We start from the raw sequence: 13,148 nt of genomic DNA, 5'->3' as shown, positions 1-13,148 counted from the left end.
ATTAAGTTTTAATTTGGAGCGACATATCGGGTTCGAACCGATGACCTATACCTTGGCAAGGTATCGCTCTACCAACTGAGCTAATGTCGCCTTTTGTATCGCTACTACATTTGCCTTCAACATTAACAAAGGTATCGTCTCTCTGCCTTTGCCAACTGAGCTAATGTCGCCTTTTGTATCGCTACTACATTTGCCTTCAACATTAACAAAGGTATCGTCTCTCTGCCTTTGCCAACTGAGCTAATGTCGCAATCACTTATATGTTCGGCACTTCATGTCCGCATCAAAAAGTTGAGGCCGCATTATATGAAAAATTCATGCGGCTGCAACCCCTTCTTGCAGATTTATCTGCCGATCGGTCAAATTTTAAATACTTTGCTGCGGTAATACTGTAATTCTGCGATCGATTCTTGGATATCCTGCAGTGCTTGGTGGGTACCTTGCTTCTTAAAACCTGCCATAGTGTCAGGACTCCATCGTCTCACCAGCTCTTTTACCGTGCTGACATCGATATTGCGGTAATGGAAGAAATCCTCCAATTCACGCATATAACGATTTAAGAAGCGGCGGTCTTGGCCCACGCTGTTACCGCACATAGGCGATGCGCCCTTAGGCACGTACTGCTCTAAAAATGCGATGGTTTGTGCAACAGCCTGCACTTCGTTCACTTGGCTTGCACGCACTCTATCGATCAGACCCGATTCACCGTGGTGTTTTTGGTTCCAATCATCCATGGCCGCTAGCACTTCATCCGACTGATGAATGGCGATCACTGGGCCTTGACCGATAATATTGAGTTCTTGGTCCGTTACTAATGTGGCAATTTCAATGATCCTGTCAACATCGGGCTCTAATCCCGTCATCTCTAGGTCAATCCAAATGAGATTATTTGCATCTGCCGCCATAAATCTGCCTTATTGTGTCAGTTAGCCTAAATTCAGGCATTTTTATTCAAGAGCGTGTATCATACTGCTTTTTTCCAACACAAAAAATCACCTAATTGACGAAGACGAATCTGTGAGTAAAAAGAAACCCCTAAGCCAAGGTCAATTACGCCGTATGCGTGCCAATCACGAGAAACGACTCAATCGTGACAGCGGCGAAAAAAATACGCCAGAGTTACAGGATAGTTCACTCGGAGCCGAACAGAGCGGTACAGTGATTTCCCGTTTTGGCCAACATGCCGACATCGAAACCGAAGACGGCCAGATAGTACGTTGTAATATTCGCCGAACCATTAATAGTCTAGTCACTGGCGACAAGGTTGTTGTACGCTTAGCCATTGAGAGCCAAGCCAATAGCGGTATCGCGGGTATCGTTGAAGCCGTTCACCCAAGACGTTCTTCGCTGACACGCCCAGATTTATACGATGGCGTTAAGATTATCGCCTCGAATATCGATCAAATCTTGATCGTTTCTTCAGTATTGCCCAGTTTTACCACCCAAATTATCGACCGCTACTTAGTCGCCGCCGAAGATACCGATATTCCGCCTATCATTATTTTGAATAAAATTGACTTACTCAATCCCGATGAGGCCCAGGCAATAGATGAAGCGCTACAGCGCTATAAAGACATTGGTTATCCCGTTTATAAGGTCAGCAGCAAGTTAGGCGAAGGTATAGATACCATCAAGGATTTGCTTAAGGATAAGGTCAGCGTATTTGCTGGTCAGTCTGGTGTCGGTAAATCTTCCATAATCAATGCGCTATTGCCAGATGCGGATCTCTTAGTGGGTGATGTATCCGATAACTCGGGTTTAGGGCAGCACACGACTACCACGGCCAAACTATTGCATTTACCCAGCGGTGGCGATTTGATTGACTCCCCCGGCGTACGTGAATTTGCCCTATGGCACTTACCCGCGCAGCGTGTAGGTTGGTGCTTTATCGAATTCCGCGACTTTTTAGGTGGCTGTAAATTCCGCGACTGTAAGCATGGTGACGATCCGGGTTGTGCATTAAAAACGGCAGTAGATGAAGGTAAAATCAGTGAAGATCGCTTCAACAATTACCATCGCATTATTGCCAGTCTCGATGAACAACGCCATGCGCGGCATTTCCGCGCGGCCACTGACGAATAACTATTTAGTGATAAATAACAACGGTCTCAGCACAGATTGAGCGGTAAGAAAAGGAATTAAAATTGGATAAAGTCAAAATTGCCCTGCAGTACATGCTGCCAAAACACTTATTATCACGTTTAGTGGGTAAGCTCGCCGCCGCGCAGGCTGGCGCCTTGACCACAGCCGCCATCAAGTGGTTTATCAAGCAATATAACATCGATATGAGCGAAGCGGCCCAGAGCGAACCTGAGGCCTACAAAAGCTTTAATGACTTCTTTACCCGTGCGTTAAAACCGGGGATCCGCCCCGTCAACCAAGCCCCTCACATTATGGTGCATCCCGTTGACGGCGCAGTAAGCCAACTGGGGCCAATCAAAGATGGTCGTATTTTCCAGGCTAAAGGGCATCACTACTCTTCGCTCACCTTACTAGGCGATCAAGCCGAAGATGCCAAGCGCTTCGAAGGTGGTGATTTCGCGACTATCTACTTAGCGCCTAAGGATTATCACCGTATCCATATGCCAATCAAAGGCACATTATCGAAGATGACCTATGTACCCGGTGAGCTATTTTCGGTCAATCCATTAACCGCAAGACACGTTCCCGGCCTTTTCGCCCGTAACGAACGTGTGGTGGCGATATTTGAAACCGAGCTAGGCCCCCTGGCCATGGTATTAGTCGGTGCGACTATCGTTGCCAGTATTGAAACCGTCTGGGCCGGCACCATTACGCCGCCTACGGGTAAGCAAGTGTTTACTTGGGAATACCCAACTGTGGGGCCAGATGCCATCACTTTAGATAAGGGCGATGAAATGGGCCGCTTTAAATTGGGCAGTACTGTGGTGATGTTATTTGCTAAAGATGCGATTGACACCTTTGCCGAAGGAGTTGAAGCCGAGGCGGTAACCCGTATGGGCCAAGCCTTTGCCAACCTTAAAGATATCAAATCAGCGGACTAAGCGTTTTTGAGTGCATCGAATGTGAATGCTGCTAAATCCTCGGGATTAATCGAGTTACATATTGCTGTGCTGATGTTTGGCGGCACAGCATTGTTCTCAAAACTCATTCCCTTAAGTGCGCTCGATATCACCCTCTTACGCTGCTGCGTTGCCTCTGTGGTTTTAGGCCTGTTGGTAAAATTTCGCCGTCAGCACTTAACCTTGGCGAGCAAGCAAGATTATCTGGTGGCTATCGCTTTAGGCGTGATTGTGAGCCTACATTGGGTCACCTACTTTGCCGCGATGCAACTCTCATCGGTCGCCATCGGCATGATCGCCTTCTTCACCTATCCGGTGATGACAGTCATTGCCGAGCCGTTATTAACGGGTAATAAAATCAAGCTGATGGATATTATCAGTGGCATCTTAGTGCTGATAGGCGTTGTGCTCTTGATCCCCGAAGCCAATCTTGGCAATGATACCACCTTAGGGATCGCTATCGGCATACTCTCGGCGATGTTATTTACCGCCCGTAACCTGCTGCAAAAACGCTATTTTTCCCAGTATAGCGGCCCCCACGCCATGTTTTATCAAACCTTAGTGGCGGCGGTGTTTCTCATGCCTTGGCATCAAACTGAGTTACAGAGTATCTCCCTCGAAATCTGGGGTTTGATTGCGCTGCTCGGGGTCGTGTTTACCGCGACACCCCACGCATTGTTTACCTCGGCACTCAGGCACTTAAGTGCTAAAACCGTTGGGCTCGTTTCCTGCTTACAACCCTTTTATGGTGCCATGTTGGCGCTGGTGATTTTGGGTGAAGAATTAAGTCTCGCAACCCTGATTGGCGGCACGATAATCGTTACCACCGCAATTTTTGAAACCCATCAGTCACACCAATCACAGCGGCAAAAAAAGAACGTTTGATACATACCAATCTCAGCCTAAGTTGGCTAAGATGAGTGCGTCATTTCCCTCGGGTTGTTTTTAGTCGATATGCCACGTATTTTATTGTTCATTATTGCTTTTTTCTCTTTTCACGCCTTAGCCAATTCGCCATTGCAATTGGATAAACGTCTTGGTTTAAACAACCAAAATCAGCAACAAGCCATTAGCATCGATGAACAAATTGCCGAGCTAAAAAGCAATATTGATAAACTGGCGGCGAATGCGGCGAATTTCCAGCAGACACAGCTTGATTTTGAAAAACACAAAAACCATATAAGCCAAGGACTCAAAGAGGCTTCAAGCCAGTTAACATTGGATAAAGACACAGATCTCAGCCAACAGGCATCGATGGCCTATCTACGCTTGTCGGAATTAAAGGAAAGCGAGTCCACCTTAGGCAATCAGGTCAATGAGTTATTGCAACGCCATAATCTTTTGCCCTCAGTGATTGCGACGGCAAGGCAGAATGTGCTGCAAAGCAAGAAGTCTGAGCTTGCGCCCTTGGATACCCCAACGGGAGAATTGCAGCAAACCCAGCGGATCTTCTTAGAACAGAGCCTCGTCACTAATGAAGCGGAACTCGCCAGTAGCCAAAAGCGTATCGAACTGACTCAGCTACAATTGCAGTTAGTACGTCAGCAATTGCTCCAACAGGAAGCCTTGATTGAAACCATCAACAGGGCGATGAATAAACAGCGCCAACAGCAAATCGACGCCACCTTAGCCAACAATCTCGTTGCAACGGATAAAGTCGTCGATCCTGTAACGCGCAATATTGCCGATACGAACCAGATCTATGGTCAAAAACTGCAAACCTTAACCCTGCAAATTAACAATGTGATTGAGCAGCAGGAACAAGCCGAGATCCAATATCAATCCCAAGCTAAACAACTGGCGAATATCCAAGAACAAATTACTTGGGTAAAAATGAATTCCGCCTTCGGCGAACGCTTCTTGCAAATGCTGCAATCGCTGCCTAAGCCACCCAACCACGAAAAACTGCAAACGCTTATCGCCGATGCGCGCTTAGACAGATATCACTTAGAACAGCAACAGGCGCTCAATGAACAGGAATTAGAGCAACCAAGCCTCTACACTGAAGCCCAAATTAAGCTGCTCAATTCCCAGCAAGTGTTGCTCACCCAGTTAATGCAAGGTCATGATCAATACCTGAGTGAACTTGGTAAACTTAAATTAAATTATCAGCAACTTAGCCAGCAAAACCTCACCCTTAAAAATACCCTTAACGAACATTTATTCTGGGTGCCTAATGCCGCCAGTATCAATAAATTATGGCTGACAGATGTCCAGCGCAGTACCCTATGGTTAGTACAACAAGCACAATGGGGGCAACTGGATAAAGCCTGGCAAGAGCAAAATGACTATTGGTCATGGTGGATCATTCTGCTGGTGCTGTGTCTCGTCATCCAAGATCTCGTTACCCCTAAATTTAATCGGCTACTCACCCATTACGCCACCTATGTGGGTAACGTGACCCAAGATAAGTTTATTTACACCCTAAAAGCACTTATCTGCAGTATTGGTTATGCCTTAATAAAACCTTTGCCTGTGGTCATTGCCGGGTGGATTTTCTACCAATCCGAGCGCAACTTCGTACAGGCCGTGGGTATGGGGATTTTGGCCATTGGCCTAGTGTATTTATTGTATCGTTTGATTTTTATCTTGGCCCTCAATAAGGGCGTTTTGGTTGGACACTTTAAGCGTCCCTCAAAACTCATTCAAACCGGCCAATTTCGGCTAAAGCACTTTGTGTTAGTCGTGAGTCCCCTGCTGGGATTGATGGGTTTTACCGAAGTATTAGACGCCTCTTTAGTGCGTAACAGCATAGGCCGGGGGGCATTTATCCTCTTTTGTATTATGTTGTTCTTGCTCTACAAAGACATTCTTATCCTGAGTCGCCAAAATATCGATAGTCAAAAGGAGGGTAAGAATAAGAAACTGCTCCAAAAAATGCTCTGGGCCCTGTTAATTTCGGTGCCACTGTTGAGCGCAGGGCTTGCCTTCAGGGGCTACTACTTTACCGCCTTCCAGATGTTGTTACAGCTGCAGCTTTCCTTAATATTAGGCCTAGGCTTTTTGCTGTTATACCAACTCATTAAACGTTGGATGTTGATCGAACGCCGGCGTATCGCCTTCGACCGTGCTAAGGCCAAACGTGCCGAACGACTAGCCCAACGGGAAAAAGGGGAAACACACCATCCATCCAATGATGGTCTCGACACCTACGAGGAACCCGTTGTCGACCTCGAAACTATTTCGAGCCAGTCCCTAGGCTTAGTGCGCTCACTGTTGCTGCTCGCATTTTTAGCCAGCTTGATTGGCCTCTGGACTCAAACCCACACGGCGCTGTTTTCCTTCCTCGATGGCATCACCCTGTGGACCACTAACACTAGCATTAATGGTTTAGAGCAACAGTTACCTATCACCATGAAATCCCTGATGTTTGGATTAATCATCGTAGGGTTCTCTTTAATGATAGCGACCAATCTTCCTGGATTATTAGAGCTGATGATCCTCCAACGGCTCGACCTTACGCCCGGCACCGGATTTGCGATTACCACGGTCAGCCGCTACTTAGTGGTCTTTTTAGGATTATTGATTGGCTTTTCAAACCTGGGGATGGAATGGTCCAAACTGCAGTGGTTAATTGCCGCGCTATCACTCGGTTTAGGTTTCGGCCTACAGGAGATTTTTGCCAACTTTATCTCGGGTCTGATTATTCTGTTTGAAAAACCCGTGCGCATTGGCGATACGGTCACTATCCGCGATCTCACTGGCACTGTGAGTAAAATTCAGATCCGCGCCACGACGATTATCGACTGGGATAGAAAGGAAATTATTATTCCCAATAAAGCCTTTATCACCGAACAGCTGATCAACTGGTCGCTATCCGACCCTATTACTCGGGTGATAGTGTATGTCGCGGTTGCCAGGGACTCTGATCCCGCAAAAGTCGAGGCGACCCTCTATCAAGCGGTGCAGGAATGTGAGGATGCATTGGCCACTCCAGAGCCAGAGGTTTGGTTTGCAGGTTTTGGTAAGCATACCCAAGATTACGAGGTGCGCGCCTATGCCAAAGATATGTCGGCTCGCTGGCCATTGCGCCACGATCTTCATAAACGCATCACTAAAAAGCTCAAAGAAAACAATTTAGAACTCGCCTATCCGCAGATGGAAATCCATATCAAAAATGGCCAGAATCGCGATCAGGTCGGCATTATTCGAAGTTAACAGGATTGTAGAACATGCTTATTTTTGCTCACCGCGGCGCCAGCGGTTACGAGGTCGAAAACACCTTAGCCGCCATGGCTAAAGCACTGCAATTAGGTGTCCAAGCTATTGAACTTGATGTCCATAATGTCGAAGGCGAGCTGGTCGTATTCCATGATAGGCGGCTCGATCATAAAAGCTCAGGCACTGGTGTCATCCACTTAATCGATCGTGCCTACCTTGAAAGCATTAATGTGAAGGGTGAGCCAATCCCAACACTCTGGCAAGTGCTTGAATTAGTTGCGGGCCGCTGCATAGTCAATATTGAGTTGAAGGGCATAAATACCGTTGCACCTTTGCTCGACTTATATCCTAAGGCATTAAACGAACTCGGTTTTACTCCTGAGCAATTGCTGCTTTCCTCCTTTAATCACCCCTACCTGCAGGCAGTAAAACAGGCATTACCCGAGGCCTTAGTCGCACCACTCCTTGCCAGTATTCCCTTAGATGGCGCGGCGGTAGTCAGTGAACTGGCGGCTTACTCATTACACTTAGATATCAGTTTTATCAGTCAAGCTCTGGTAGATGATGCCCACCACAGGGGCGCTAAAGTGTATGTCTATACCGTCGATCATCAAGATGATATTCATGCACTTAAGCAAATGGGGGTCGACGGTATTTTTAGCAATTATCCCGATCGGGCCATGAAAGCACTCACCCAAACCAGCAGCACAAATTACCAAGGCTATTTTGAGTAAGTGAGTTATTGAGGGTGATTAAGCTTGGTTATTTCGCTGTGCCCAATAGCCGATAAAAATAAACATGGCCAGAATGAGTAGAAACATCCAATGGGATGGCATAGCCACGATTTGCCTTGCCACCCAAGGGATGACTTTGACAATCAATAGACCGTAGCCGAAGGCATTTACAATAATAAAAACAACGGTTCGTAACACAAAGGAATGCCCCAAAAGATGGCGCCTGATCGTGCGGTTGATATCGGCCGAAAACACTAAAATCAGACACACCAACATAGCGGTGGCAATATCAAATGCCCAAGGGCGCAGCATATTCCCTAAGTGGGCAATAATCGCAACTAACTGTTCAAACATAATACTCAACCTCAAAAGGTGCTACGCAGCCCCAAACTTTGACTACCAGCACATTGAAAAATAACGATAACCAAGCATAAAGGGAGACGCCATGGGGCACAAGTTACTCTTACTCACTAAGGCAAATGAGCAGTATCGCCAACTGATTGAGGCACAAAAGCTAACGGATCTCGTGTTACTCAGTGATGACCCCGCCAATATCGCCACGGCCGACATCTGGCTCGCTGAACCTAAACTCGCCGCACCTTTACTGCCCCACGCCAAAAAACTGCAATGGCTGCAGTCTAGCTTTGCGGGGATAGATGCCCTGCTCAGTCCAAGGGGAAGGAAAGACTATCGGCTCACTAATATAAAAGGAATTTTTGGACCGTTAATGAGTGAGTATCTGTTTGGTTATTTGCTTGCACATATCCGTGGACACCATTTTTACCGGCAGCAACAGCGGCAAAAAAACTGGCAGGCTCAGCCCCCAATGCGCCATTCGACATTGCAGGGAATGCGGCTCCTTTTGCTCGGCACAGGTTCTATTGCACAGCAGGTTGCACAAACGGCAAAACATTTTGGGATGCAAGTAACCGGAATAAACCGCAGTGGCCAGGCCGTAGCAGGGTTTGATCAGATTGAAGTCATCCCAAGATTAGAGCAAGCCATAAATGATGCCGATGTGGTGGTCAATTTGCTGCCAAGCACACCAGAAACGCGCAATATTCTGAATGCACCTAGGCTATCAATGCTGAAGGAAGATGCCATCCTGATGAATGTGGGCCGTGGCGATGCATTAGATCTCGATGCACTCAATGCACAGCTTATCGCCCATCCGTTGCAGCAAGCGGTATTAGATGTATTTCATCAAGAACCTTTACCCGCAAGCCACCCTATTTGGGACAGACCAAACGTTGTGATCACACCACACATTTCGGCGCCCAGCCATCCAGAGCAAATAGTTGATATTTTTAGCGATAACTACCATAGATTCATCAAGGGTGAGCCCTTGTTATCCCAAATTGACTTTGCTAGGGGTTACTAAAATGCGCGCCGCGTAACAAAATAAGTAAAGACTTAGGTTAAGATAAAAAATCACGATTGCATTTGATAAGTGTTTTCATTTAGAATTAGCACAATTCAGATTGGAGACGAAAAAATGTACGTTTGTCTTTGCCATGCCATCACCGACACGCAAATTAAACATGCCGTAAGCCAGGGCGACAGCTCGCTTGCTGACGTTAAAAAGCGCTTAGGTGTCGCCAATCAGTGTGGTAAATGCGCCAGAATGGCCGTGCAGATCATTCAGAATCAATTAGAGCTTGAGCCGAATTATTACGAGGTGGCTTAAGCCCTGCAGCGAATGTTCTGGCTGAGTATATCGGTCCAGTGTCCCAAATCTCCCCTTACGCTTTCCATCCAATAGCCACATATTTAATCGGCCCCCTTTTAATCGGCCCCTCTTTAATTGATAGGCAGGTTACATTCCGCCTTAGCTGCCTATGCGCATTTGTGCATTTGTGCATTTGTGCAAATGAGTAAAACGGCATCTGCAGTTCATTTTATTGATGGTGCATCCCATTCATTGTTAACCCAGCTCACTGTTGACCCAACTAACTGTTGACCCAGCTAAGCGTTGACTCAACAGAATGGAATGCGGGCAGTGACGGTACAATATTTTTGTTATTTACGTTTTAAAAGGTAAGCCGCCTCATTTAGCCAAGGCACTTCTTTCTTTATAAATCGAGGGTTATCGGCGAGAACGTCTTGGCAATCCAGCCCTTGGATTTCAAAATCATCACTCAAATGTTGCTCAACCCAAGTCGGTGATACCGCAAACGGTGGGCCGTTTAATGCCTCCTGCGGATAATCTAAGGTCACGAGCAAGCCTAGGCTGCCACTGGGTAATAAACTCGCTAACTGCTTAGCATATTGGGCACGCATACTTTCGGGCCAAGCGATCAAGGCCGCACGGTCATAAAATGCCGTCACATCCTGCGTAAGTTCATTCGGTAGAGTGAAGATATCACCTTGGTATAAACTGATCTGCTCGGTTTGATAGTGCTGGTGCTCGCCCACTGCAGTTTTGGTCATCTCGAGTTGGTTATCACTGAAAAATTGCTGCACAGCGAGTTCATTCAACTCACAACCTATCACTTGATGGCCCTGTTCGGCCAAAAAGCACATATCCAATGACTTACCGCACAGGGGAACAAAGACTTTAGCAGCGGCGGGCAATGCAAGCTTCTGCCAATATTTAATGAGGAAAGGATTGATATCCTGTTGGTGAAAACCTATTTGCTGCTGGTGCCACTTGTCATGCCAAAAACCGGGTTCCATAGATATATCTCAAATCACTAAAGTGCCCCTTACTCTAATGACATTTGTCTATGGATGCAAAAACTCTGATATCGCAAGTTAATCATAGGGATGTAAAGACTCACTTACTGATCTAGCGCAGCCTGAACTTTACGAAGCCAAACACAATTATCACACTGACATTGGCGGCGAGATAAGTGATGTGGGCTCAAGGATGAATCAATAAAATCCACCGCGATCAACAATTGCTGCTTCAATTCGGCAATGGATTTTTTCTCTACCGCAACGAGTTCATCGTTCTGATTCATCCAAATGCATTCCATGCCCTGGTGACAGGTTAAACACTGCTCATCACTGTCATTAAAAAATACCGCGTGGGGACAGTGGGTCACCTCCATTGACTGCAGGATTCGTTTACGCGGATATTCTAATAGCTCAATCAGTAACGCTTTATATTGGGCGGGCATATGCCCTCCTTCAACTACATTTTGTCTGCGGGTTAGTTAACAAAAATTTATCCCATCCACTGCGCCAAAGATTACCTATAGTTCACCCAATTTAACTTGATATAAATCAAAGTCAGCGACGAAATGATCGGATAGGTAAGCAGGTAACCAGCGTCAACGCTTAACACCATACACATAGACAAAAATAAATATCCCCCCTTATTTGATTATCTCCCCCGCTTACTGGTTAAATGAACAAAACGAGGAGCACGATTTTGCAAACACCCCAGCTACAGCATTTTTACATTTCAGAAGAGCAATCCATCTATTTGCTTAAGGCCAATGATGCCCGCAAGCACAAGGCTTGGATCCGTCTCTGTAAACAACAGCTGAGTAAATTGGGCTATACCGATATCGAATTTATCGGCAAGGGAGCCTATGGCTTCGTTTTTGCGGGAGTCAATCTTGCGGGTGATGCCCATGTCTTTAAATTTTCACGAATTACACTGCCGCAACATATTCAAGACAGGCTAGAAGAAGAAGCCTTTATGCTGTCCTTGCTCAAGCATCCCAATGTGCCCGCCGCCATCAAATTTGAGCGGGTCGGCAAGCAAGGGATCCTAGTGATGGAACGTGCTAAGGGGGAAGATCTTGAGCAGCTTTGCCGCCGTTTGGGCGCTCTGCCCGTGGCCATGGTGATGAGTATTGCCCGGCAATTGGCCGATATCTTGTATTACCTACGTACGGGTAAGCCATTGGTTCATGGCGATATTAAACCTTCAAACTTAGTCTATGATACCCAAAGCCAACACTTGTCATTGATCGACTGGGGCTCGGCGGTATTCGCCCAGCGTGATGAATATAACAGGCCGGTAGAAGACAACGTGATGGCGCTAATGTCGAGCGATCAGCAACATACCAATGCCCGTATGGGGGACGTGTATTTTATCGGAGAAGAGCAGCTCAATGGCGCCCTCTCCAGCCCACGTTTCGATGAACAAGGGGTTGCGGCAACCTTATATGCCCTCGCCTCTGGGCAAGCGAGCCGTTTCGGGGCGCAGGTCATTCCCCCCACCAGCATAGGTTTACCCATGGAGCTTGCCCGCACCTTAGAGGGCATGCTCAGTAGCGATGCCAAGCAGCGTAACATTGCGGGGGATTACTTTTTAAAAAGCATGCGTCACAGCCACAGATTACACCTACCCGAGCTGCCTAAAGCTGAACTACAGGGCGAGATCCCCGTCTGGGTGCAGTCCCGTGAGAAGGATGTTGAAACCGTGAGCTACAGTTCCCGGAAATCCTTTTTAAAGGAGCATAATGCCCAAGATCCGATCGCAAAAATGGATGATATTCAGCTCGAAAAATACTATCGCAACTTCCTCGCGGGTATGGGCGATACCGAAAAAGGCTTTATCGCCGCCGTGGGTCGTTTAGCACAGTACCCTATCGTGGGTGGACTCGCTATCCATTGGCAGGAAACGGGCGTCTATATAGACTCAAACCTTGCCATCTACGATGCCACACAAAAAAGTGCCTTAATTATTGCGGTCAATAATATGGTCACACTGGCACGGGGCATTAAACGTATCGGGGTGTTTAAGGCCTGTTTCTTTAACGCGAGGGACACTCTGCATATCGAGCGCGAAAACACACACGAACCCTTTGTCGCCAGTGCCGATTTACAACTGCCCTTCGAAGTCGGCGATGTGCCCACACTCGAGGATAAATCGCGGTTACATTCCTACTTTGAAGACGGCAAAGATCCCGATGAAAACCTCGAATTACCGAGTGAAATCATGGAGGAATTGGCACGGATTAACCAAATCCACCACACGGGCTGCATCATTTTTGAGGCGCTGCCGAATCACCTGAAGATCCACAGCTACTTGAAATTACTGAACCCCCGCAAACAGGCGGCGTTTCGTGCCAGTCTCGATCGTATCTTGCATTATGTCGGCAAAATCCAAGGCCATGGCGTATCTGGCTTTATGAAGTTGCCCTACAAAAACACGCGCCGTTTTAATCACTTAGAGCGTAATGCCGACTATTTCTATCCAAAAAATCCAAAGGAAATAGGCGCTTAGCCGTTGCGATTTCAGCTACGTCTATTG

The 13,148-nt window shown here is 46.9% G+C and carries 12 protein-coding genes and 1 tRNA gene; 8 read left to right on the top strand and 5 right to left on the bottom strand.

The annotated features are described in order from the left end of the window. Positions 1 to 14 precede the first annotated feature (14 nt). Positions 15 to 90: transfer RNA gene (locus COW15_RS14670), tRNA-Gly, on the bottom strand. A 269-nt stretch (positions 91 to 359) separates the two neighbouring features. Next, positions 360 to 905, bottom strand: coding sequence for an oligoribonuclease (gene orn / locus COW15_RS14665; RefSeq protein ID WP_293633251.1), 546 nt, complete (start codon positions 903 to 905; stop codon positions 360 to 362). A gap of 112 nt (positions 906 to 1,017) precedes the next feature. On the opposite strand from orn, the gene rsgA reads away from it, so the two are divergent. The 5 genes from rsgA to COW15_RS14640 all read left to right on the top strand — a co-directional run bounded on the left by rsgA (position 1,018) and on the right by COW15_RS14640 (position 7,936). Beyond that, positions 1,018 to 2,082, top strand: a complete 1,065-nt coding sequence (gene rsgA / locus COW15_RS14660) for a small ribosomal subunit biogenesis GTPase RsgA (RefSeq protein ID WP_293633250.1) — start codon at positions 1,018 to 1,020, stop codon at positions 2,080 to 2,082. A 62-nt stretch (positions 2,083 to 2,144) separates the two neighbouring features. After that, positions 2,145 to 3,023 carry an archaetidylserine decarboxylase gene (gene asd / locus COW15_RS14655; protein ID WP_293633249.1) on the top strand — a complete coding sequence of 293 codons (879 nt, stop codon included), beginning with the start codon at positions 2,145 to 2,147 and terminating at the stop codon, positions 3,021 to 3,023. Between the two features lie 21 nt (positions 3,024 to 3,044). After that, a complete protein-coding gene (locus tag COW15_RS14650; RefSeq protein WP_293633253.1) occupies positions 3,045 to 3,926 on the top strand; it encodes a DMT family transporter in 882 nt (293 codons plus the stop codon). A gap of 69 nt (positions 3,927 to 3,995) precedes the next feature. Next, entirely contained in the window at positions 3,996 to 7,199 is a 3,204-nt protein-coding gene (locus COW15_RS14645; protein ID WP_293633248.1) for a mechanosensitive ion channel domain-containing protein, read from the top strand. Between the two features lie 14 nt (positions 7,200 to 7,213). Continuing rightward, positions 7,214 to 7,936, top strand: coding sequence for a glycerophosphodiester phosphodiesterase (locus COW15_RS14640; protein ID WP_293633247.1), 723 nt, complete (start codon positions 7,214 to 7,216; stop codon positions 7,934 to 7,936). Between the two features lie 18 nt (positions 7,937 to 7,954). On the opposite strand, the gene COW15_RS14635 is transcribed toward COW15_RS14640, so the two are convergent. Further along, positions 7,955 to 8,290, bottom strand: a complete 336-nt coding sequence (locus tag COW15_RS14635) for a DUF3392 domain-containing protein (RefSeq protein ID WP_253988934.1) — start codon at positions 8,288 to 8,290, stop codon at positions 7,955 to 7,957. Positions 8,291 to 8,381: 91 nt separating this feature from the next. Here COW15_RS14635 and COW15_RS14630 point away from each other — a divergent pair, with 91 nt between their 5' ends. Then, positions 8,382 to 9,317 carry a D-2-hydroxyacid dehydrogenase gene (locus COW15_RS14630; RefSeq protein ID WP_293633246.1) on the top strand — a complete coding sequence of 312 codons (936 nt, stop codon included), beginning with the start codon at positions 8,382 to 8,384 and terminating at the stop codon, positions 9,315 to 9,317. Positions 9,318 to 9,431: 114 nt separating this feature from the next. Beyond that, positions 9,432 to 9,623: a bacterioferritin-associated ferredoxin gene (locus COW15_RS14625; RefSeq protein ID WP_293633245.1), complete on the top strand. Its 192-nt coding sequence runs from the start codon at positions 9,432 to 9,434 to the stop codon at positions 9,621 to 9,623. Between the two features lie 332 nt (positions 9,624 to 9,955). Here the strand turns inward: COW15_RS14625 and COW15_RS14620 are convergent, their stop codons facing one another. Next, entirely contained in the window at positions 9,956 to 10,612 is a 657-nt protein-coding gene (locus COW15_RS14620) for a thiopurine S-methyltransferase (RefSeq protein WP_293633244.1), read from the bottom strand. 104 nt (positions 10,613 to 10,716) lie between these two features. Further along, the gene (locus COW15_RS14615) at positions 10,717 to 11,058 is read right to left on the bottom strand and encodes a hypothetical protein (RefSeq protein ID WP_198782254.1); all 342 of its coding nucleotides are present in this window, start codon (positions 11,056 to 11,058) and stop codon (positions 10,717 to 10,719) included. Positions 11,059 to 11,312: 254 nt separating this feature from the next. Between COW15_RS14615 and COW15_RS14610 the strand changes: the two genes are divergently transcribed. Further along, on the top strand, positions 11,313 to 13,121 hold the full coding sequence (locus COW15_RS14610) for a protein kinase (RefSeq protein ID WP_293633243.1): 1,809 nt from the start codon (positions 11,313 to 11,315) through the stop codon (positions 13,119 to 13,121). Positions 13,122 to 13,148 lie beyond the last annotated feature (27 nt).

The organism is Shewanella sp. CG12_big_fil_rev_8_21_14_0_65_47_15, assembly GCF_002783505.1.
Classification (GTDB): Bacteria; Pseudomonadota; Gammaproteobacteria; order Enterobacterales; family Shewanellaceae; genus Shewanella.
The sequence above is the reverse complement of the archived record's forward strand: the minus strand, read 5'-3'. Positions and strand labels throughout refer to the sequence as shown.